Genomic DNA, 22,175 nt, shown 5'->3' with positions numbered 1-22,175 from the left:
GTGGGTGTAAGTGGAACCACGTACGCCCACATAGGTGGAGTTGTGCCTCATCGCCCGGAATGGGCGGGCTGCCTGTTTTCGAGGCACCGCGTTGGAAGCCAAGTCTGGAGTCGATCCCTTGCGTTGTGCAGGCGGTTGTCCACAAGTCTGTCCACGGGGCGCGGGGACAAGAACACCGATCTCCCGCTGCAGCGTCGCCGGGCGCAACCGGGCATCCAAATTGCATACCAAGGCAGCAAGATGACTTTTCCGATCCGCCTCATGTCTCATTGCTCGATCGGCGGAATTTATGTTGACATCGGTGTAAACACTCTGATTGACACGCGACTTGTCACGGACCATCTACCTCCGCAGCGCGCTCCATACGGCCAGGCCGGTGGCGCGCATATTGCAGAAGGCACGCCATGACAGCCAGTTCGACGCGCACGCCCAGCAAGTCCACCCAAATCACTCGAATCGACCGTGACAGCGACAGCACGGTGCAGTCGCTCACGCGCGCCATGCAGTTGCTCGAACTCCTTGCCGAGGATGACGAAGGCTATCGCCTGGTCGACATCGCGGCGCACAGCGGGCTGTCGTCCTCCACGGCGCACCGTCTCCTCACGACGCTGGAACAGCGGCAGTTCGTCCAGTTCGATCGCGAAACCAGCCTCTGGTATGTCGGCGTGCGGTGCTTTTCGGTCGGTGCCGCGTTCGCGCGACGTCGCCGCATCGCGCACCTCGCGCTGCCGGTGATGCGCAGGCTGCGCGACAGCACCGGCGAGAGCATCAATCTAGGCATCGCCGATCTCGGCGACATCGTCTTCGTGACGCAAGTCGAAAGCCGCGAAACGATGCGCGCGATCGGCAAGCCCGGCTTTCGTGCACCGCTGCACGGCACCGCGATGGGGCAGTCGATCCTGGCGGCCATGGCGGAGGAAGACGTGCTGCAGTACCTGCGCACCTATGGCCTTCCGAAGCTCACCAACAACACGATCGCACGTGCATCGCGACTGCACGAAACGCTCGGCGAAGTTCGCCGTGCGGGCCATGCGATCGACGACGAGCAGAACGCGGTGGGCCTGCGGTGCATAGCCGCGGCGATCCGCGACGAGCATGGCCAGCCCTTCGGCGCGATCTCGCTCGTGGGGCCGACGCAACGCATCAGGAGCGCCGACTTCGCGCAACTCGGCGCGGTGGTGCGCGCCGCTGCCGACGAGATCACCGCCGCTTACGGCGGCCGCGTGCGCTGAGGCGTTCTTCCACGGGCGGATAGCGCCAAGTGCTTGATTCGTAAGCACTTTCCGCGACTGTCCCGCGCAGCGGAATAGTCCGCAACCCGCGGCACTTGCAGGCTCCAATGACCTGCACTTCAACCGCATCTCCTGGCAAACATAACCATGAAAACATTGCTCCCACAGCATGGCGTGAGCCGAGCGCTGACGCGGGTTTGCGACTGGACCGTGATCGCCTGCGGCTGGTGGCTGATCGCGCTGTCGGTCATGACCTGCGTCGAGATGCTCGGCCGCAAGGTGTTCTCGTTCAGCCTGCAAGGCATCGACGAGATCGGCTCGTACACCTACGGCATCGTCGGTGCTTTCGGCTTCGCCTACACGCTCATCACGCGCAGCCACACGCGAGTGGACTTCCTGCTGTCGCGCTTCTCGGTCAGGACGCGCGCGACATTGAACATGCTGGCCATGGTGAGCCTGGCGGCGCTCGCAGTGCTTTGCCTCTGGCGCGGCTGCAACGTGGTGGTCGAGAGCATCGAGCTGCGAAGCACGGCCGCCACGCCGCTGGCCACGCCGATGTGGATTCCCCAATCGATCTGGCTCGGCGGCTACCTGATGTTCGCGCTGGTCGCGGCCTGGGCCGCGCTGGATGCGCTGCGCCTGTTCTTCGGCGGCCGCACGCAGGAGCTCAACGAGCGCTTCGGTCCGCAGACGATCGAGGAAGAGATCGAGGCCGAAACCGAAGTCCAGCTCAAGACGCCGGCGGCGACGTCGCCCACGACCCCCATGCCCGCCACCGGAGCCGCATCATGATCGGACCCTTCGAAATCCTCGTCGGTCTGGCGATCATGCTGGGCCTGATGTTCATCGGCTTCCACGTCGCGACGACGATGCTGGTGGTCGGCCTGCTCGGCGCCATGATGCATTTCGGCATGCCGGCCATCAACGCCGTGGGCGAGCAGTTGTGGGCGGCGGGCGAGGACTACCTGCTGCTGTCCATCCCGCTGTACATCCTGCTCGGCGAGATCCTGATGCGCGGTGGCGCGACCGACAAGATGTACCAGTCGCTCGGCCAGTGGCTCAATCGCATGCCGGGTGGGCTTCTGCACACGAACATCGGTGCATCGGCCCTGTTCTCTGCCGTGTCGGGATCGTCGGTGGCGACTGCGGCAACGATCTCGACGGTGGCGTTGCCGGCCTTCAAGAACCGCAAGTACGACCAGCGCATGGTGCTCGGCACGATCGCGGCCGGCGCCAGCCTGGGCAACCTGATTCCGCCGGGCGTGGCTTTCATCATCTACGGCTCGATGACGAACACCTCGGCGGCGCGGCTGTACATGGCCGGCATCCTGCCTGGCGCGATCATGACGGTGCTGTTCCTCCTCACCATCCTGGCGATCTGCGTCTGGCGGCCTTCGGTCGCCGGCGCGCGCGAGGGCAGCACGGCATTGATGGAGAAGCTGCGCCACTCCGTGCACCTGCTGGGCCCCTTGGCCGTGTTCGCGGTGGTGATGGGCGGCATCTACACCGGCTGGGCCACCGTCACTGAAAGCGCCGCGCTGGGCGTGATCGTCTGCTTGCCCATCGCCGCGGGCTACGGCAAGTTGAACATCCCCATGCTGCACGAGTGCTTCCGCTCGACCATGCGGCTCACCGCGATGACCGCGTTGATCCTGGTGGCAGCGCTTTACCTGAACTTCGTGCTGTCGATGCTCGGCGTGCCGCAGGCCCTGGCCAGCCTCATCAAGTCGGCCGATGTGTCGCCGGTCATGCTGCTGTGGATGCTCGCAGTGCTGTATCTCGTGCTCGGCATCGCGCTCGAGACGATGCCGATGCTGGTCGGCACGCTGCCGGTGGTGTTCCCCATCATCCAGGCCGCGGGCATCGACCCGGTCTTCTTCGGCGTGTTCATGGTGCTGATGTGCGAGATCTCGCTGATCAGCCCACCCATCGGCATGACGCTCTACGTGATCCAGGGCGTGCGCGGCGAGGGTTCCATCAACGACGTGTTCCAGGGCACCTTGCCCTTCTTCGCCGCAATGATCGTGATGACCGCGATCCTGATCCACAACCCCTCCATCGCCACCTATCTGCCCAACCTGATGTTCGGCAAGTGAGGGCGTGCTTTTTCCGGCTTTCTTTTGAAGGAGTCAGGCATGAAACTGAAGTTCGTTCTCCCGCTGCTTGCAGCGACCCTCTCGCTGGCCTTGCCGGCTCTTGCGGACAACGCCAGGCTGCGCGTTGCGGGCAACCTGGTTGCCACCGGCCTCATCCAGCAGAACAAGGAGCAGCCCTTCTTCGAGAACTTCGCGAAGAACACCGGCCTTCCCATCGATGCCGACTACAAGCCCATGGACGTGCTGGGTGTCAAGGATGCGGATGGCCTGCGCGTGTTGAAGTCGGGCCTATTCGACGTGGTCACGCTGCGCCTGGCCCAGGTGTCGCGCGACGAGCCGTTCTTCCTCGGGCCCGACATCGTGGGCCTGTCGACCGACTACGAAGTGGCGCGCAAGGTCGTCGATGCATACCGGGACGCCTTCGACAAGCGTCTGCAGGAGCGCCATGGAGGCAAGCTGCTCGGCATCTATCCCTTCGGGCCGCAGGTCGTGTTCTGCAAGGTGCAGATCAACGGCCTGGCGGACCTGAAGGGGCGCAAGGTACGCGTGTACGACCAGTCGCTCGCCAAGTTCATCGAGAAGCTCGGCGGCATTCCGGTGACGATTCCCTTCGGCGAGACGCAGCAGGCGCTGGAGCGCGGTGTGACCGATTGCGCCATCACTGGCCCCAGTTCGGCCAACTCCGCGGGCTGGCCCGAAGTGACGACGCATTTCATGCCGATCGGCTTCCAGATCGCGTTGAATGCCTATGCGATCAACCTGTCGAAATGGAATGCGATGACGCCCGACCAGCAGGCGAAGTTGACGGCTGCGTTCAGGAAGTTCGAGACCGAGGTGTGGGGCTACTCGAAGGAGCTGTTCGACGATGCGTCGCGCTGCAACGTCGGCAAGGAACCCTGCAAGACAGTCAAGAAGTTCGCGATGAAGGACGTCCCCGTCAAGGCGGCCGACGAGCAGATGATTCGCGACGCGCTGACGACCGTGTCCTTCCCGACGTGGAGCGAGTTGTGCGACAAGTCCTATGACAAGTGCTCGGCAACATGGAAGCAGGTTGTCGGCCCGGTGGTCGGCCTCAAGTAGCACGAGATGCAAGCGCTCTGGCAACTCACCGCGACGGAACTCGCCGCAGGTTTTCGCAACGCCGCGTTCACGCCGAGCGACGCGCTGCGCGCGTGCCTGGCGCGTAGCGAAGCCGTCAACCCCCGGCTGAACGCGCTGGTCGCGCTCGACGCGGAAGGCGCCGCGCATGCTGCGGAGCAGAGCAGTCTGCGGTGGCGAGAAGGGCGTGCGCTCGGTGCGCTTGACGGCGTGCCGGTCACGATCAAGGACAACCTGCAGGTGCGCGGCCTGCCGACCCGATGGGGCAGTCGTGCGCTGGCCGGCTTCGTGGCCGGGCGCGACGAGTCCCCGGTGGCGAAACTGCGCGATGCCGGCGCGGTGATCTTCGGCAAGACCAACGTGCCCGAGTTCACGATGCAGGGCTACACCGGCAACCCGGTGTTCGGCGCCACCGGCAATCCGTGGAATCCGGCGCTCACGCCGGGCGGCTCGTCGGGAGGGGCAGTGGCACTGGTGGCCGCGGGCGGATGCCCGATTGCGCTGGGCACCGATGGTGGTGGTTCGATCCGCAGGCCTGCATCGCACACCAATCTGGTCGGCTTCAAGCCTTCGCGCGGACGCGTGCCGCGCGGCGACGGGCTGCCGCCCATCTTTCTCGACTTCGAAGTGGCTGGGCCGATTGCGCGCAGCGTGGCCGACGTGGCGGCGGTCATGCGTGTGATCGGGCGTGGGCCGGTGGAGGAGGGGAGTGCGCCGCGCGCGCGCATCCTTTTCATCCCGCGCTTCGGCGATCACCCGGTCGATCCGCAGATCGCGGCGCTGACCGAGACGGCCTCGCGCAAGCTGGTCGAGATGGGGCACGAGGTCACGACGGCAAAGGACTTCGACATGGCCGAGGCAGTCAATGAACGCTGGTCGCTGCTTGCGCAGGTGGGGCTGGCGTGGCTCGTCGCGCATCCGCAGGAGTTGTCGGGCCGGCCCTTCGATCCGGCGCTTTTCGGCCCCGTGATGCAAGCCAATGCCGAAACCGGCCGGACGGCATCCGCGGCGGACTTGTTCGACCTGCTGTTCGAGGCGGAGCGACTGCGCATCCGGCTGTCGCCCCTGTTCGACCGTTACGACTTCCTGTTGACGCCGGCGGCGGCCGCGCTTCCATGGCCGGCCAACGAAACGCACCCGTCGCGCATCGCGGGACGCGAGGTGGGCCCGCGGGGCCATGCGGTGTTCGCGGGTTTCGCCAACGCCGTGGGCCTGCCTGCCATCGCCGTGCCCTGCGGTTTCGCAGGCGGAATGCCGGTCGGCATGCAACTGGTTGCGCGTGAAGGCGCGGACGACGCGCTGCTCGCGCTGGCCCGCTCGATCGAGCAAGCCCATCCATGGCAGCGCTTTCCCGAGCCCTGACGGCTTCGGCCCCGGTGGCGGCCGGGGATATGCCCCAGGCTGCTGCGTTGGCCTTGAGTCGCGCCCGGCGCGACGGACGGCGCGTCCCATCGGCGCTGCTCCATGTGCGCAGCCGCGACGAGGCCTACGCGATCCAGGATGCGACGCTTGCTGCGATCGGGCCGATTGGCGGGTGGAAGGTCGGCGCCACCGCCCCATCGCGGGAGCCGATCTGCGCACCGCTGCCGGCTGCAGGGCTGGTGTCCGGCGGGTCGGCGCTCCAAGGCACGGCGTGGCACCTGCGCGGCACCGAAGCGGAAGTCGCATTCCGGCTCGGGTCCGACCTGCCGCCACGCCCATCGCCTTACACGCGCGACGAGGTGGCCCTGGCGATCGCATCCGTCCTGCCGGTGATCGAGGTGGCCGAATCCCGCCTGGCCGATTGGCTCGATGCGGACCCGGCGGCGCTCCTCGCCGATCTGCTGTGCCATGGCGGGCTGGTGCTTGGCGAGGCCGCGCCTTTCAATGCCGCCTGGTTCGATCTGCAAAGAACCGAAGTCGTGATGCGCTTCGGTGATCAGGTTGTCGCGCACACCATCGGCGAGAACACGCACCCCGATGTCGGCGGACTGCTGGCGTGGCTGGCCAACCATTGCGTGGCGCGCGGTGCGAGCCTCCAGGCCGGCCAGATCATCACGACCGGCTCGTGCACCGGAATGCTGTTCGCCTCGCAAGGGACGCCGGTGCACGTGAAGGTCTCGGGTCTTGCCCCTCTGAGCGTGTTCTTCTGAGCATCTGGAAGCCGGTCCACGGGAAAATCGATGGGGCTGCTGAAGTCATTCTTGCCTTGCGGCAGTGGGGTCTTAGGTGTTTTCACTAACGTCGACGTTATTGTCAACATAGTTGTTGACATGAATTTCGACAGAATCTAAATTCGCCCTGACAGTCTCGGTGGGATGCTGGCCAGCCCAGCCCGCTCCGAGACTGACAAGTTCGCCGACACGCCGGGTCCGTCCCTGCGGTTGGCGCCCGGTGCCACCGCAAGGAGACCAATCGATGCAAACCACCATGACGGCCGGCGCGACAGCGACCGCCGCAGCGCCCGATACCACGCTCCAGCCGACCAAGGTCCGCTGGAAGATCTTCCTGATGATGTTGTTCCTCATCTCGATCAATTACATCGACCGGGCGTCGCTGTCCGTGGCCATGCCGCTGATCGCGAAGGAGTTCGACATCGGGCCGGCCGTGCAGGGCCTCCTGCTCAGCTCCTTCTTCTGGACCTATGCGCTCATGCAGATTCCGGGCGGCATGCTGGCCGACCGTTTCGGCCCGCGCGTGGTCATTGCGGGCGCGACGCTGGGCTGGGGCTTCTTCCAGGCCATCGCGGCGTTCTGCACCGGCTGGATCCCGTTGCTGCTGACGCGCCTGGGTCTGGGTGCGGCGGAAGCGCCGATCTATCCGGCCGGCGGCAAGCTCAACGGCATCTGGATGACACAGAACGAACGCGGCCGCGGCGCGACCCTGCTCGACGGCGGCGCGCCGCTCGGCGCCGCGCTGGGCGCGATCCTGATCTCCGGGCTCATCGCCTTGCTCGGTTCGTGGCGCATGGCCTTTGTCATCGCCGGTGTGGGCACCGTGATCGCCGGCCTGTTTGCCTGGAGCTACATCCGCAACCATCCGCGCGAGCATCCCGGCGTGAACGAGGCCGAGGCGAAATATATCGAAGCCAGCCACGCGGAGGACGCCGCCAGCGAACCGCAAGGGTCCAGCGGCCGCCTGCTCGACTTCCTGCGCTTCCGTTCGGTCTGGGGCATGTTCTTCGGCTGGATGTGCTTCAACGCGCTCTTCTACGGCCTGCTCACCTGGATGCCCAACTACCTCTCCAAGGTGCATGGCTTCGACATCAAGCAGATGGGCGGCGCGGTGTTCTGCATGTTCTTCGCCGGCTTTGTCGGCGAGATGTTCGGCGGCTGGCTGGCCGACAAGTGGAAGGCCGCGGGAGCGTCGACCTCGAAGGTGCTGCGCACGCTGTTCGGCGTTTCGTCGGTCATCGCGACGATCGCGATCTACATGGTGTCGCAGATCACGAGCCCCGTCGCCGTGGTCGTGCTCCTGTCGATCACGCTGTTCTTCCTGCGCTGGTGCGGCCTCTTCTGGTGCGTGCCGTCGATCCTCGGCCGTAGGGTGCATGTCGGCTTTCTTGGCGGCACGATGAACCTGGGCGGTAATGTCGCGGGCATCGGCGTGCCGATCGTGGTCGGCCTGATCGTGCAGGCCACCGGTTCCTACTTCATGGCCCTGATGCTCTTCGCCGCGGCAGGCGCAGGCTTGTTCATCTGCTCCACGCTGTTGATCGACTACAGCAAGAAGCTGCCCGTCTAGTCCACTTTCCAGGTTTCGCGAAATGTCCCAGCCCCACCGCATCGGCGTGTTGACGCCATCCTCCAACACGGCGCTCGAGCCGCTGACCAGCGCGATGGTCGCCGGCGTGCCGGGCGTCTCCGCGCACTTCTCGCGGTTTCGGGTGACCGAGATCTCGATGGGTGACAAGTCGCAGAACCAGTTCGACGAGCGCACCATCCTCGACGCCGCACGTCTGCTGGCCGATGCGAAAGTCGACGTGATCTGCTGGAGCGGCACTTCCGCGAGCTGGCTGGGCTTCGAGCGCGACCGCGCGCTGTGCGCCCGTATCACCGAAGCCACCGGCATTCCGGCGACCACGTCGGTGCTGGCGCTCAATGAGCTGCTCGCCGCGCAGGGCGCTCGCACGCTGGGCCTGGTATCGCCCTACATAGAGGACGTGCAGCGCCGCATCGTCGCCAACTATGCGGCGCTCGACGTGGAGTGCGTCGCGGAACGCCACCTCGACCTGACGGTGAACTTCTCGTTCGCCGAAGTCGCCGCCGATACCTTGCGCACGATGATCCGCGAGGTTGCGCAGGAGAAGCCCGATGCGATCACGGTGATGTGCACGAACCTCCATGGCGCCCCGCTGGTCGACGAGATGGAGCGCGAGCTCGGCATCCCGATCTACGACTCGGTGGCGACCGTGGTCTGGAAGGCGCTGAAGATCACCGGTGCCGACCCGCGCAAGGTCCAGGGCTGGGGAGGGCTGTTCGCATGAGCACGAGTGCCTTCGACCTTGTCGTGCGCAATGCGCGCGTGGCCACGGCGAGCGATACCTTCGATGCCGACATCGGCATCACCGGCGGCCGGATCGTGCAACTGGGCATGGGCCTGCCCCCGGGTCGTCGCGAGATCGACGCCGCCGGCGCCTTCGTCACGCCGGGCGGCGTCGATGCCCACTGTCACCTCGACCAGCCCATGGAGGCGCCCGTGCGCATGGCGGACGACTTCGATACGGGCACGCGGGCGGCCGCGTGCGGCGGCACGACCACGGTGATCCCCTTTGCCGCGCAGCAGAAGGGCCAGTCGCTGCGCGCCGCGGTGCGCGACTATCACGAGCGCGCCGAAGGACGCGCCCACGTGGACCATGCCTTCCACCTGATCGTCAGCGACCCCACCGAGGAGGTGCTGAAGCATGAGTTGCCCCAACTGATCGCCGAGGGCTACACGTCGTTCAAGATCTACATGACCTACGACGACCTCAAGCTCAACGATGGCCAGATCCTGGACGTGCTCGACGTCGCGCGCAGCCATGATGCGATGGCAATGATCCATGCCGAGAACGCCGACTGCATCGAGTGGCTGACCCGGCGGCTGGAAGCCAGCGGGCGCACGGCGCCGCGCTTTCACGCGCATTCGCGGCCGATGCTGGTCGAGCGCGAGGCAACGCATCGCGCCATTGCGCTCTCGGAACTGGTCGACGTGCCGATCATGATCGTGCACGTGTCGGGCAAGGAGGCCGTCGAGCAGATTCGCTGGGCGCGCTCGCATGGCTTGCACGTGTTTGCGGAGACCTGTCCGCAGTACCTGTTCCTGACGGCGGAGGACCTTGGCATCGACGACAGCTACGGTGGCGCTCGCTGCGTGTGCAGCCCGCCGCCACGCAACAAGGACAACCAGCAAGTCATCTGGAACGGACTGGCCGACGGCCTTTTCACGATCTTCTCGTCCGACCATGCGCCGTTTCGCTACGACGCGCCCGAAGGCAAGAAGCCCGGTGGCAAGGAGGTTGAGTTCCGCCACATCCCGAACGGGATTCCCGGTATCGAGACGCGCCTGCCGTTGCTGTTCTCGCACGGCGTGCTCGACGGGCGCATCACGATCAACCGCTTTGTCGAACTCACGTCGACCAACCCTGCCAAGGCCTATGGATTGCATCCGCGCAAGGGGACCATCGCCATCGGCGCTGACGCCGATCTGGTGGTCTGGGGAGCGACTCCGCGGCAGGTGCGCAACGCCGACCTGCACCACGCCGTGGACTACACGCCCTACGAGGGCATCGATGTGAAGGCATGGCCGGCATTGACGATCGCTCGCGGCGAAGTCGTATGGGACGGCCAGACATTCCATCCGCGCGCCGGCCGCGGAGAATTCCTGCGTCGCGGCCGGCCCACGCTGCTGCCCGCAGCGAGACAGCGAGGCACGCCATGAAGATCCTGCTGATCAATCCCAACACGTCCCAGAGTGTTTCCGACCTCATCGAGGCCGAGGCCCGCCGCGCCGCCGCGCCGGGCACGCAGGTGAGCGTGCTCACGGCGCCGTTCGGCGTCGCGTACATCGAGACGCGGTTCGAGTCGCTCATCGGCGCGTACGCGACCGCAACGCTTGCAGCCGAGCATTGCGACGAGCACGACGCCATCGTGGTGGCGGCTTTCGGCGATCCTGGCATCGATGGGCTGCGCGAAGTGCTGGACATCCCTGTGGTCGGACTCACGGAAGCGGCGCTGATGAGCGCCTGCCTGCTCGGCAAGCGTTTCTCCATCGTGGCGATCTCGCACCGCATCACCGCCTGGTATCGCGAATGCGTCGCGGCCAACGGGCTGAGCGACCGGTTGGCCAGCATCCGCAACCTGGACAATCCGCTGAAGGACATAGGTCGCGTGCAGGAGGATCACACCACCCGCCTGGAAGCGCTGTGCCTGTCGGCCGTCCGGGACGACGGTGCGGATGTCATCATCATTGCCGGCGCTCCACTGGCGGGATTGGCGCGATCCATCCGGGACCGCATCCCCGTGCCCGTGGTCGATGGCGTGTCGAGCGCCGTGTGCCATGCGCAGACGCTGGTGTCGCTTGGAACGCTGCCGGCCCGGCAGGGCAGCTTTGCGCCGCCGCCGGTCAAGCCGAACCACGGCCTGCCCGAGGGCATCGCACGGCTGCTCGCGCGCGACCGCATGCAGAGGTGAAGCGCCGTCGCTAAGATCGAAGCGCATGCCAAAGAAACTAAGTTCCCCCCAGGAAGCGATCGGCACGGGCCGCGAGCAGAGCGTCGATGCCATCGCCGAGAAGATCTCCACAGCGATCCTCGAACACCGGCTGGCGCCGGGGACCAAGCTCGGCGAAGACCGCCTTGCCACCATCTTCGGCACCAGCCGTGCCAAGGTGCGCGAGGTGCTGGCCCGCCTGGCCCACGAACAGATCGTCGAACTGGTTCCGCAGCGCGGGGCGCACGTCGCCAAGCCGACCATCGAGCAGGCGCGCGACGTCTTCGAGGCGCGCCGCCTGATCGAGCCCGGCGTGCTGCGCAGGCTGATCGGCACGATCGATGATTTCAAGATGCAGCGTTTGCGCCGGCATCTCGAACTCGAGGCCGATGCGCGTCAGCGCAGCGATGCGCGCGCCGTGGTGCGCCTCTCCGGCGAGTTCCATTTGCTGCTGGCCGAGCTGGCCGGCAATTCGGCGCTGGCGCGAACCATGCGCGAGCTCTCGACGCTGACCTGCCTGATCATCTCGCTGTACGACGCGCCCACGGCGACCAGCTGCCGTGCGGACGAGCATGAAGAGATCGTCGACGCGATCAAGCGGGGCGACGCCAAGCGGGCCGAGACGCTCATGCTTCATCACCTGGATCACATCCAGGAAAGCCTCAAGCTCGACGCGGGAAGCGACGAGGCTGATCTCGAGAGCATTCTCGGAGACTAGGGGAAGCAGGGCGGAGCCTGGTGGCGCCTCCCAGGTAGATTCCAGCACGCCGGCTGCCCTGACTCGCCGCTAAGATGGCCGCCCATCGTGTGCAGGCCTCAGGACGAAAGGACTCCCGAAGATGAATGCTGAAGACCCCGCTCGAAAGGGCCAAAGGCGTTCCGCCTTCGGGAGTTCGCGCTCTCGCCGGGCTCGGGCACGAAAAAGTCTGGCGATCTTCTTCGCTACCGTGGTCGTCGTCGCGGTGGGCATCGGGGCGGCCCTGTACTACGAGGCGTCGTCCGAGCGGCCGACGGCGCCCGCCGCAGCGCCGGCCATCAAGTCATCGGAGCGAACGGCTGCGCTCCCGCCGCTCAACCTGCCCGCCGACGACGGCCCCCATGGGTCGGCGATGGAATGGTGGTACTACAACGGCATCCTCGGTACGCAGACGGGCGAGCGCTACGCGTTTCACATGGTCGTCTTCGTGGCCAACGGGCTGGTCAAGCACACCGTCATGCACGCGGCCTTGGCCGACCTTCAATCGGGCAAGCGCTTCGTCAGCCAGACCCGCACCGCCGGGATTCCCTCGACCAAGATCGCCAACGGCTACGACTTCCGGCAGGAGAAATGGCAGGCCACCGCATCGCCGTCGTCCCATGTGCTGCGCGCGTCCTTCGACAGCGCTTCCATCGCGCTGGACCTGGGTGCGACAGGCATGGCCGTCGCGCATGCCGCTCCAGGCTCCGAGACGCCGGGCATCCTGGATTTCGGCAAGAGCGGCATCAGCTACTACTACTCGCGCCCGCGCCTCCCCACGCAAGGCAGCATCGCCGTCGGGGGGAAGACGCTGCAGGTGAATGGAGACATCTGGTTCGACCACCAATGGGGCGAATTCGACGTGCTCACGCTGGGCTGGAACTGGTTCGCGCTGCACCTCGCGGACGGCTCGGACCTGATGCTCTACGAGCTGTTCGACATGGACCGCCGGCGCGTCATGACCGCCGGTACGCTCTCGAACGCCAAGGGGGCCGTACCGCTCAAGCCAGGCGAAGTCGAACTCGTGCCCGGCAACACCTGGACAAGCCCGAAGACGGGCATCCCCTATGTTGTCGAATGGAAGATCAGGCTTCCTTCGGGCGTCCTGAACATCAAGCCCTTCCTGGCCGACAGCGAATTCGACTCCAGCGCGACGAGCGGAAATGTCTATTGGGAGGGCGCGGTGAAAGCGACCGGCAGCATGGAGGGACAGGGCTTTCTGGAGCTGAGCGGCTATGACCGCTTGAGTGGTGTGCGGCAGGCGAAGAGCAAGTGAAAACAAAAGTTCCCAATTTTATGTTTCCGGTGCGAAACTGTAGGACCTTGCATCACCCGGAAACTGAAGAATGGCCAGCGGAGTGCCTGCTCCCGAGCACGCCTTCTTGCGAGGCGAGCGCCGCCTGACTGTCCCCGAATACGTCGGGCTGGTGGCTTCATGCCAAGCGGCCTTTGACTCGGCGATGAGCGAGTTGCCCCCGTCGATCCAGGTCGATCTCTGGAACGCCTTTCACCCGGACACATTCCTGCCTTCCAGCGGCAAACGAACGCTGTGGGTGCTCCGGCGCGGTGTGCTGGACGACCTGGCGCCCACCGTCGAGAGCGTCCTGTCCCGGACCTGGCAGCCCGAGCCGACGGAGAACGAGCAGCTGGTATTTCGTGCGGTCCTGGAGGCGCTCGCGACCGGCCGGGAGCGCTTGAGCGAGATCGTGGAGTTCTGCAACGAGATCTACGTCTGGCCTTCGGTCCTGGGCGTGGCCGACTACCTGACGGGGAACCTCGTCGCGGCGGTCCGCATGGCGGCCCTGGATGTCACGAGCGACCGCGAGCCGCGGCAGGAGCGCTTGCCCAGTTGGGCGCTCGTCGGAACGCTGCTCGAAGCCCTTCGCGCCACGCCGAAGCGCTCGGAAGCGGTCCTGCTGCCGTTCACTGCCGCGCTGGCTACCGTGCTCGGACCGAAGAAAGGGCGACTCACGGGCGAACACTCGCGTTTGCTGATCCAGCTCTACTTCAAGACAGGTGCGGGCCGGCGCGGCTCGGCGCGGGAGTCCGCGCTTCACAGCTTTCGGGAGGCCGGTCCACGGAGCACGCCAGCAGGTGAGGACGACGACAAAGTCCGCAAACTGCTTCGAGGACTGCGCGCACTCCAGCTCATCCAGTTGGGCGAAGAGGAGCAGGAGGTTCGCTGGACCGTGATCACCTTGCGCCATCTGCCGCCGGGTCACGCCGCGAGCCAGCTGACCTCGTCGCTTTTCAAGTGAGCTCCGCGCGACCGCTTCGCGCCGCGCTTGCGCGAAAGTCAAGCGGAGTCTGGTAGTACGTGGCAGCACCTACGGCTGGCATGGGCGAACACGGCCTTCGAGCACGTGCGCGCCACGATTTCTGGCGCGCTGATGGAGCGCTAGTCTCCCGAAGCGGCGACACGGACGTGTGGCCGGCACTCGACACCGCAGCAGGAAGTCTCCCTGTGTACTGACGGCGAACCTTCGCTCGTGTCCGGTGCCACGGCAGCCGGTCGCCCTGCGTCGCAACCCCATCCGGGCAGCCGCCGCGATTCGCGCACCGGCGCAAGACCGGTCGAACAGACAGGAGACGACGATGCCCGCACTTTCGGCGATTGACTTGGCCATGTTCCTGCTCGAAACGCCTGCCCGGCCGTTCAACATCGGTCCGCTGGTGCTGTTGCAGCCGCCGGAGGGCTTCAAGGGCAACTTCGCCGACAAGTTGCACGCCAAATTGCTGAAGCGGCCGCCCGGCCCGCCCTTCAACTACCGTTTCAAGCAGTCCTTGACCCGCCTGCCCTCGGTCGAGCCGATGACCGACCCCGACATCCGCGGGCACGTGCACCGGATGACGCTCGAGAACGCGACGATGGACGCGCTGCTGAAAGAAGTCTGCGCGCTGCACGAGACGCAACTCGACCGATCCGGGCTGCTCTGGCAGTTCCATGTCATCGACGGGCTCGCCGACGGCCGCGTGGCACTGTACGGCAAGGCGCACCACGGCATCATCGACGGACGCACTTTCGTCAAGGCGGTCACGCTGTGGCTGTCCGACGATCCGAAGGACAAGGTCGTGCGCGCCCTGTGGGACGGCGTGCCGCGATCGAGCAGCGCCGGCAGGGAACGGGCCGACATGGTCCAGCAACTCATGAGCGCGGGGAGCCAGGTCACGGGCGCCTTGCTCTCGGCGGCAAGTCTTTACGGCATGCTGGCCCAGCAAGGATTGCGAGCGTTGAGCCTGGGCAAGGACCTGCCCCTGCCTTACCTCAAGGTGTCCGCGGCCTTCGACGGCGCGCTGTCGCCGAAGCGCAGCTATGCGTACTGCACGCTGCCGCTGACCGAGATGAAGAGCCTGGGCAAGGCACGCGGCGCCACGGTCAACGATCTGCTGCTGACTGCGCTCGACATGGCCATGCAGCAATACCTGCGCAAGCGCGGCGGCGCGCACAAGGAGCCGCTGGTGGCCGACATGCCGGTGGCGCTGGCCGAGGACGCCAAGGGCGGGAACCAGATCGCGGTGCTGCAGTTTCCGCTGGGCAAGGCCGGCGCGTCGGTGGCCGAGCGCCTGGCGGCGATTCGCGCCGAGACCGGTCAACTGAAGGAGTCGCTGAAGACACTCAGCAGCGACACGGTGATGCTCTACACCACCCTCGTGCATGCGGTGCCGCTGCTGATGGAAATGGTTGCGGCCCAGGCGGCTCCGCGCTTGTCGAATCTGATGGTGTCGAACCCCTTCGGCCTGGCCGGCCAGCCGTACCTGATGGGAGCCGCGGTCGAGTTGATCCTGCCCGTATCGGTGGTGGCCGCCGGGCACAAGCTCAACGTGACGGCGGTCTCTCTGGGCGAGCGGCTGCAGCTGGGCTTCCTGGCCATGCCCGAGGCGGTGCCGCACATCGAGGAGCTGGCGCGCCTCACCGAACAGGCCTATGAGGAATTGAGGGCCGTGCTGGGCGAGGGTGTGCCGGCCGCCGAACCCGCTCTTGCCCCCGCACCGCGGAAGACATCCGCCGGAGCGTCGCGCAAGGCGCAGCGCAAGCCCGTGGTGCAGGCCCCTGCGGCGCGGAAGCGGGCCACGCCGGCCAAGCGCAACTCGCGCCCGGCATCGGCCTGATCGCGCTCACCTCCAACGACCCCACCAACCCCAGGAGAAGGATCAATGAAAAACCCATTCGTCGCGACGTACGTCGGCGTCGCTCTGGTGGCCGGCTCCGCCGCTTTTGCTCAGCAGGCGCCCACGGCGGCGGCTCCGGTTTCCAAGCCCGCCACCGCCGCCACGGAGCGCGCCAACGAAGCAGTTCGCAAGGCGATGGCGATGGCCGACAAGCAGGACTTCGAGGATGCCACGCGAGGCAAGCTGGCCGAGCTGAAGGACCCGCTGGTCAAGGCTCCGGACGGGCGGCTCGTGTGGAACACCCAGCGATACGATTTCGTCAAGGGCGACGCTCCCGCGACGGTCAATCCCAGCCTGTGGCGCGAGCAGAAGCTCAACACCGCGCAGGGCCTGTTCAAGGTGGCCGACGGCATCTACCAGATTCGCGGCTACGACATGGCCAACATGACGCTGGTCGAAGGCGCCAGCGGCTGGATCGTCATCGACACGCTGTTCACCGAGGAGATGGCCCGCGCCGGCCTGAAGCTGGCCATGGAGCACCTGCGCAGCACCAAGCCGGTAGTGGCGGTGATCTACACCCACAGCCATGTCGATCATTTCGGCGGCGTGCGCGGCGTGCTCGACGAGGCGGACGTGCGCTCGGGCAAGGTCAAGGTCATCGCGCCCGAGGGATTCATGGACAACGCGGTGGCCGAGAACGTGCTCGCCGGCAATGCCATGTCGCGCCGCGCCAACTACATGTACGGCATCACGCTGCCGGCCAACGACAAGGGCTCGGTAGGCACCGGCCTGGGGCTGGCGCTGAGCAACGGCGCGCCGGGGCTGGTGCCGCCGACGCACCTCATCAGGAAGACAGGCGAGGAGATGACGGTCGACGGCGTGCGCTTCCAGTTCCAGATGGCACAGGATTCGGAAGCGCCGTCGGAATTCATGATCTATCTCCCCGACAAGAAGGCGCTGTGCCTGTCGGAAGTGGCCAACAAGCTGATGCACAACGTCTACACGATCCGTGGTGCGAAGGTGCGCGATGCGTTGTCGTGGAGCAAGTACGTCAATGAGACGCTCGACCTGTACCCCGATGCCGAGGTCGCGTTCGCGAGCCACCACTGGCCGACCTGGGGCAGCGCCAACGTGCGCCAATACCTGGCGAATCAGCGCGACACCTACCGCTTCCTTCACGATCGGGCGCTGCACCTTGCCAACAAGGGGCAGGTGATGGATGAGATCGGCAACGAACCTTTCTTCCCGAAGGAACTGGCCAAGGACGCCAGCTCGCACGGCTACTACGGCACGCTCAGCCACAACTTGCGCGGCGTCTACAACTTCTACCTCGGCTACTACGATGCCAACCCGGCCACGCTGCATCGCCTGCCGCCGGCGGACGCCGCCAAGCGTTACGTGGCGGCGATGGGAGGCGAAGCCGCGGTCGTCGCCAATGGCAAGAAGGCCTTCGACGAAGGTGACTATCGCTGGGTCGCCGAGATGGTGAACCACGTGGTCTTCGCCAACCCGAACAATGCGGAGGCACGCGCGCTGCAGGCCGATGCGCTCGAACAGCTCGGCTACCAGGCCGAGTCGGCCACCTGGCGCAATGCCTACCTCATGGGTGCGATGGAGTTGCGCGCCGGCCCCCGAACATCCGGAGCCAGTTCGAGCGGGCCGGACACGGTGCGCGGCATGACCAACGAGTTGCTGTTCGACTACATCGCGCTGCGCCTGGACCACCAGAAGACCGACGGCCTGAAGTCCGCGATCAGCATGGTGTTCAGCGACACGAACGAAGTCTGGGCGCTGGAGCTGTCGAACTCGGTGCTCAACAACACCAAGGGTCGCGTGCTGAAGAACCCCGACGTCACGTTGACGCTGACTCGGCCCGCCTTCCTCGCCATGTTGCTGCAAGGCAAGAAGGTGCCTGAACTGGTGCAGGCCGGTCTGCTCAAGGTCGAAGGAGACCCGAAGGGCTTCGCTGCCGTGGTGTCGAACATCGTCGAGTTCGATCCGATCTTCAACATCGTCACCCCCTGACCCCCCAAGTCTTCCATCCAGGAGCAAGACATGACCGAAAGACTCTGGCACGCCAGCTATGGCGACATTCCGAAGGAAATCAACGCCGACGCCTATCGGTCGGTCACCGAGATGCTGGAGCAGGCGATGAAACGCTTCGCTGACAAGCCGGCGTTCCGCTGCGCGGGACAGACACTCACCTATGGACAGCTGGACACGCTGTCACGCAACTTCGCGGCGTACCTGCAAGCCAGGCTGGGCGTTCGGCGCGGCGACCGCATCGCCGTGATGGCGCCGAACCTGCTCGCGTTCCCGATCGCCTTCCTGGGCATCATCCGCGCCGGAGCGGCGCAGGTGAACGTCAACCCGCTCTATACGCCGCGCGAGCTCGAACACCAGCTCAATGATGCCGGGGTAGAGACGATCATCGTCTACAGCGGCGTATCGGGCACGGTGGCCGAAGTGATGGGGCGGACACGGCTGAAGACCGTGCTCACCACCGGCGTGGGCGACGGCAGCGGCGTGCAGATTCCGAGCCCTGCCGTGGACGCGCGACTGGGTTCGGCCACCTCGCTGGCCCAGGCACTCGAAGAAGGGGCCGACCTGCCGTTCGAGTCGGTGGAGCTCAACGGCGACGACCTGCTGTTCCTGCAGTACACGGGCGGTACCACGGGCTTGTCGAAGGGCGCATCGCTGTCGCACCGCAACCTGATCGCCAATACCGAGCAGTTCAAGGCCTTCATGCCTGACAACCTGCGCCCGGGCGCGGAGGTCGTCGTCACGGCGATCCCGCTGTATCACATCTTCGCGTTGATGGTGAACTTCATCACCTACTTCTCGGTCGGCGCCGACAACTGGCTCGTGCCCAACCCACGCGACTTCGACAGCTTCCTCGACACGATGAAGAAGGCGCGCCCCACCGTGTTCATGGGGGTGAACACGCTCTATGCGGGCCTGTGCGCGCACCCGAAGAGCAAGGAGATCGACTGGTCCAACCTGCGCCTGGCGGGCGGGGGCGGCGCGGCGGTGATCGGCGCGGTGTCGGACAAATGGCTCGCGCTCACCGGCACCTTCATCCGCGAGGGTTTCGGCCTTTCGGAGACGAGTCCGATCGTGAGCTTCAATCCGGCCTCGGTGCAAGCCTTTACCGGCACGACGGGGCTTCCGCTGCCGTCGACCGACGTCAAGCTGCTCGACGAGGAGAACCGCGAGGTCGGCATCGGCGAGCCGGGCGAGATCTGCGTCCGTGGCCCGCAGGTGATGAGCGGCTACTGGCAGAAGCCCGAGACCCAGGCGACCACGTTCACCGCCGACGGCTATTTCCGGACCGGCGACGTCGGCGTGTTCGACGCCAAGGGCTTCCTCAGGATCGTCGATCGCAAGAAGGACATGATCATCGTCTCCGGCTTCAACGTCTTTCCGAACGAGATCGAGGCAGTGGCCACGGGCTGCCCCGGCGTCGTCGAATGCGCCTGCATCGGCGTGCCCGACGAGAAGACGGGCGAGGCGGTCAAGCTGTTCATCGTCAAGGCCGCGGACACGACGCTGAGTGAAGATGACGTGGCGGCGTTCTGTCGCAACGAACTCACCGCCTACAAGGTGCCGCGCATCGTCCGCTTCGTCGATGCGCTGCCGAAATCGGCCGTCGGCAAGATCCTGCGCCGCGAACTGCGCAACGTGGCATGACGAACTTCGACTATGACTGGCTGATCATCGGATCGGGCTTCGGCGGCAGCGTGTCGGGGCTTCGCCTGTCCGAGAAGGGCTACAAGGTGGCGGTGCTCGAATGCGGCCGGCGCTATCGCGACGAGGACTACGCGGCCACGACCTGGAACCTGCGCGATTTCCTGTGGGCGCCCGCGCTCGGCCTGCGCGGCATCCTGCGCCTGACGCCGTTCAAGGACGTGTTCATTGCGAGCGGTGCGGCGGTCGGGGGCGGCAGCGTGGTCTATGCCTGCACCCTGTACCGCGGCGCACCGGAGTTCTTCGTCAATCCCCAGTGGGCTGGGCTGGACGACTGGGCCGCCACGCTCCGACCGCACTACGACACCGCCGAACACATGCTCGGTGTCAATACCGTGCCTTTCGAAAGCGACGGGCAGAAGCTGCTGATGGACGTGGCCCGGCACTTCGGCGTGGAGCAGACGTTCAGGCGCACACCCGTGGGCATCTTCTTCGGAGAGCCGGGCGAGACAGTGCCCGACCCGTACTTCGGCGGCAAGGGGCCGGCACGAACCGGCTGCACGCGCTGCGGCGCCTGCATGGTGGGTTGCCGCATCGGTGCCAAGAACACGCTGGTGAAGAACTACCTGTGGTTCGCCGAGAAGGCGGGCGCGCAGATCCTGCCGGAACATGAAGTCGTCGATATTCGGCCGCTCGGCGCGCCCGACGGCAGTGACGGCTACCGCGTCACCACGCAGCGGCCCGGTGCGTGGTTCAACAAGCAGCGGCGCAGCTTCGACGCGCGCGGCGTGGTCGTGTCCGCAGGTGCGCTGGGCACCAACCGATTACTCGCCAGGTGCAAGCACGGCGGCTCGCTGCCCGCGATCAGCGACCGGCTGGGCGAACTGGTGCGCACCAACAGCGAATCGATACTCGCCGTGACCTTGCCTGACGAGAAGCTCCATCCGAGCAGGGACGTGGCCATCAGCGCCAGCATCCACCCGCGCCCGGACACACACATCGAATTCGTCACCTATGGTGCGAAGGGCGACTTCATGTCGACCCAGTTCACCATGATCACCGGCGAGGGCACGCGCGTGACCCGTCCACTGCGGCTGCTCGGCAGCATCGCGCGCCACCCGCTGCGCTTTGCCAAGGTGCTGTGGCCCTTTGGCTGGGGGCGTCGCACCGTCATCTTCCTGGTCATGCAGAGCCTTGACAACGCCATTGCGTTTCGCGCCAGGCGAGGGTGGTGGGGTGGTATCGGCCTGAGCACCGAGCAGGACAAGGAAAAGCCCAACCCGACTTTCATCCCGGTGGCCAACGAGGCCGCGGAATGGCTGGCGCAGCAGACGGGCGGCATCGCCCAGAGCATGGTGCTCGAAGCCTTGGCCAACGTCCCGTCGACGGCGCACATCCTTGGTGGCGCGGTCATCGGCAAGGACGCTGGCAGCGGCGTCGTCGATCGGCACAACTGCGTCTTCGGCTACCGCAATCTTCTTGTCTGCGACGGTGCCGCCATGCCGGCGAACCCCGGCGTCAACCCGTCGCTGACGATCGCGGCCATTGCCGAGAACGCGATGAGCCACATCCCCGAAGCACAGTCGCAGCACCCATGATCCCCATGTCGGCCATCAACGCGGCGCTGCGCTTCGGTGTCAAGCGCCTGTGGAGCAGGGGCGTCACCATCGGCCAGTTGCGCAAGAAGGCCTGGCTCGCCGATGCCGGGCTCAAGCTCGTGGGCGACAAGATCGACGTCGTCGGTGTCGACGCCCGCGGCGTGCCGTCGGAATGGATCGGCGAGGAGGGCGCGGCGCAGCGTGGGGTGCTGCTCTACCTCCACGGCGGGGCCTTCAGCCTCCACCTGCCCAACAGCTATCGGCAAATGGCATCGCAGTTGGCGCTGAAGACAGGGCTGCGTGTGCTGCTGCCGGCGTATCGGCTTGCGCCGGAGCACCGTTTCCCGGCGGGGCTCGACGATTGCGTTGCGGTCTACGGTTGGCTGGTCGGGCAGGGGATTTCGCCTCGCCGCATGGCCATCGCCGGCGATTCGGCCGGCGGAAATCTCGCCTTGGCCTTGCTGATGCGCTTGCGTGATGAAGGCGCGCCGCTGCCCACTTGCGCAGCGATGATGTCGCCCGTCACCGACCTCACGGGCGGCAGCCCCTCGGTGCAGGTCAACGAAGGCAGCGATGTTCTTTTCAACCGGCATGCGCTCACGCTGGTGCTGTCTACCTACCTCGACGGCGCATCCGCGGACGATCCCGCCGTGTCGCCCCTGTTCGGAGACTGGGCCGGGCTGCCACCGCTGCTGTTCCATGTCTCGGGCAGCGAGATGCTGCTCGACGATTCGCTGCGCGCCGCGGAGCGTGCGCGCGCCTGCGGCATCGATGCCCGGGTCAAGGTCTGGCCGGGCATGCCGCACGTCTTTCAACTGATCAGGATGCTGCCGCAGTCGAAGCAGTCGCTCGACGAGATCGGCAGCTTCATCGCAGAGTACTGCGGCCCGGAGCCGCAGTCTGCGACGACCGCGACCGCGCAGTCGATCGCGGCGCCCTCCGAGGAGTGA

The 22,175-nt window shown here is 66.1% G+C and carries 18 protein-coding genes; all 18 read left to right on the top strand.

Features of this window, described 5'->3' with window-relative positions; translation table 11 throughout:
- Positions 1-404 precede the first annotated feature (404 nt).
- The 18 genes from QTH97_RS12205 to QTH97_RS12120 all read left to right on the top strand — a co-directional run bounded on the left by QTH97_RS12205 (position 405) and on the right by QTH97_RS12120 (position 22,175).
- Complete coding sequence (locus QTH97_RS12205) at positions 405-1,232, top strand: IclR family transcriptional regulator (protein WP_286568414.1); 828 nt, start codon at positions 405-407, stop codon at positions 1,230-1,232.
- Between the two features lie 147 nt (positions 1,233-1,379).
- Positions 1,380-2,024: a TRAP transporter small permease subunit gene (locus tag QTH97_RS12200; RefSeq protein ID WP_286568413.1), complete on the top strand. Its 645-nt coding sequence runs from the start codon at positions 1,380-1,382 to the stop codon at positions 2,022-2,024.
- Positions 2,021-3,328 carry a TRAP transporter large permease gene (locus tag QTH97_RS12195; RefSeq protein ID WP_286568412.1) on the top strand — a complete coding sequence of 436 codons (1,308 nt, stop codon included), beginning with the start codon at positions 2,021-2,023 and terminating at the stop codon, positions 3,326-3,328. The genes QTH97_RS12200 and QTH97_RS12195 overlap by 4 nt, the downstream gene beginning before the upstream one ends.
- A gap of 39 nt (positions 3,329-3,367) precedes the next feature.
- Positions 3,368-4,408, top strand: coding sequence for a TRAP transporter substrate-binding protein (locus QTH97_RS12190; protein WP_286568411.1), 1,041 nt, complete (start codon positions 3,368-3,370; stop codon positions 4,406-4,408).
- A gap of 6 nt (positions 4,409-4,414) precedes the next feature.
- The gene (locus tag QTH97_RS12185; protein WP_286568410.1) at positions 4,415-5,788 is read left to right on the top strand and encodes an amidase; all 1,374 of its coding nucleotides are present in this window, start codon (positions 4,415-4,417) and stop codon (positions 5,786-5,788) included.
- On the top strand, positions 5,764-6,558 hold the full coding sequence (locus QTH97_RS12180; protein WP_286568409.1) for a 2-keto-4-pentenoate hydratase: 795 nt from the start codon (positions 5,764-5,766) through the stop codon (positions 6,556-6,558). The genes QTH97_RS12185 and QTH97_RS12180 overlap by 25 nt, the downstream gene beginning before the upstream one ends.
- Before the next feature lie 265 nt (positions 6,559-6,823).
- Positions 6,824-8,149, top strand: coding sequence for an MFS transporter (locus QTH97_RS12175; RefSeq protein ID WP_444813425.1), 1,326 nt, complete (start codon positions 6,824-6,826; stop codon positions 8,147-8,149).
- A gap of 22 nt (positions 8,150-8,171) precedes the next feature.
- On the top strand, positions 8,172-8,891 hold the full coding sequence (locus QTH97_RS12170; protein WP_286568408.1) for a maleate cis-trans isomerase family protein: 720 nt from the start codon (positions 8,172-8,174) through the stop codon (positions 8,889-8,891).
- On the top strand, positions 8,888-10,324 hold the full coding sequence (gene hydA / locus QTH97_RS12165) for a dihydropyrimidinase (protein WP_286568407.1): 1,437 nt from the start codon (positions 8,888-8,890) through the stop codon (positions 10,322-10,324). The genes QTH97_RS12170 and hydA overlap by 4 nt, the downstream gene beginning before the upstream one ends.
- Complete coding sequence (locus tag QTH97_RS12160) at positions 10,321-11,076, top strand: aspartate/glutamate racemase family protein (RefSeq protein ID WP_286568406.1); 756 nt, start codon at positions 10,321-10,323, stop codon at positions 11,074-11,076. Before hydA ends, QTH97_RS12160 begins: the two co-directional genes overlap by 4 nt.
- A 25-nt stretch (positions 11,077-11,101) precedes the next feature.
- Positions 11,102-11,812 (top strand): GntR family transcriptional regulator, encoded by a 711-nt coding sequence (locus QTH97_RS12155; RefSeq protein WP_286568405.1) that lies wholly within the window; start codon positions 11,102-11,104, stop codon positions 11,810-11,812.
- 229 nt (positions 11,813-12,041) lie between these two features.
- On the top strand, positions 12,042-13,106 hold the full coding sequence (locus QTH97_RS12150) for a lipocalin-like domain-containing protein (RefSeq protein WP_286568404.1): 1,065 nt from the start codon (positions 12,042-12,044) through the stop codon (positions 13,104-13,106).
- Positions 13,107-13,290: 184 nt separating this feature from the next.
- Positions 13,291-14,088, top strand: a complete 798-nt coding sequence (locus QTH97_RS12145) for a hypothetical protein (RefSeq protein WP_286568403.1) — start codon at positions 13,291-13,293, stop codon at positions 14,086-14,088.
- 337 nt (positions 14,089-14,425) lie between these two features.
- Complete coding sequence (locus QTH97_RS12140) at positions 14,426-15,940, top strand: wax ester/triacylglycerol synthase domain-containing protein (RefSeq protein ID WP_286568402.1); 1,515 nt, start codon at positions 14,426-14,428, stop codon at positions 15,938-15,940.
- Between the two features lie 45 nt (positions 15,941-15,985).
- A complete protein-coding gene (locus tag QTH97_RS12135; RefSeq protein ID WP_286568401.1) occupies positions 15,986-17,965 on the top strand; it encodes an alkyl/aryl-sulfatase in 1,980 nt (659 codons plus the stop codon).
- 30 nt (positions 17,966-17,995) lie between these two features.
- Complete coding sequence (locus tag QTH97_RS12130) at positions 17,996-19,630, top strand: AMP-binding protein (RefSeq protein WP_286568400.1); 1,635 nt, start codon at positions 17,996-17,998, stop codon at positions 19,628-19,630.
- A complete protein-coding gene (locus tag QTH97_RS12125) occupies positions 19,627-21,225 on the top strand; it encodes a GMC oxidoreductase (protein WP_286568399.1) in 1,599 nt (532 codons plus the stop codon). Before QTH97_RS12130 ends, QTH97_RS12125 begins: the two co-directional genes overlap by 4 nt.
- Positions 21,222-22,175, top strand: coding sequence for an alpha/beta hydrolase (locus QTH97_RS12120; protein WP_286568398.1), 954 nt, complete (start codon positions 21,222-21,224; stop codon positions 22,173-22,175). The genes QTH97_RS12125 and QTH97_RS12120 overlap by 4 nt, the downstream gene beginning before the upstream one ends.

Origin of the sequence: Variovorax gracilis, assembly GCF_030317115.1 — a bacterium.
In the GTDB taxonomy this organism is placed as follows: Bacteria; Pseudomonadota; Gammaproteobacteria; order Burkholderiales; family Burkholderiaceae_C; genus Variovorax; species Variovorax gracilis.
Note: the sequence above shows the minus strand (reverse complement) of the source record. Positions and strands in the feature narration are given on the sequence as shown.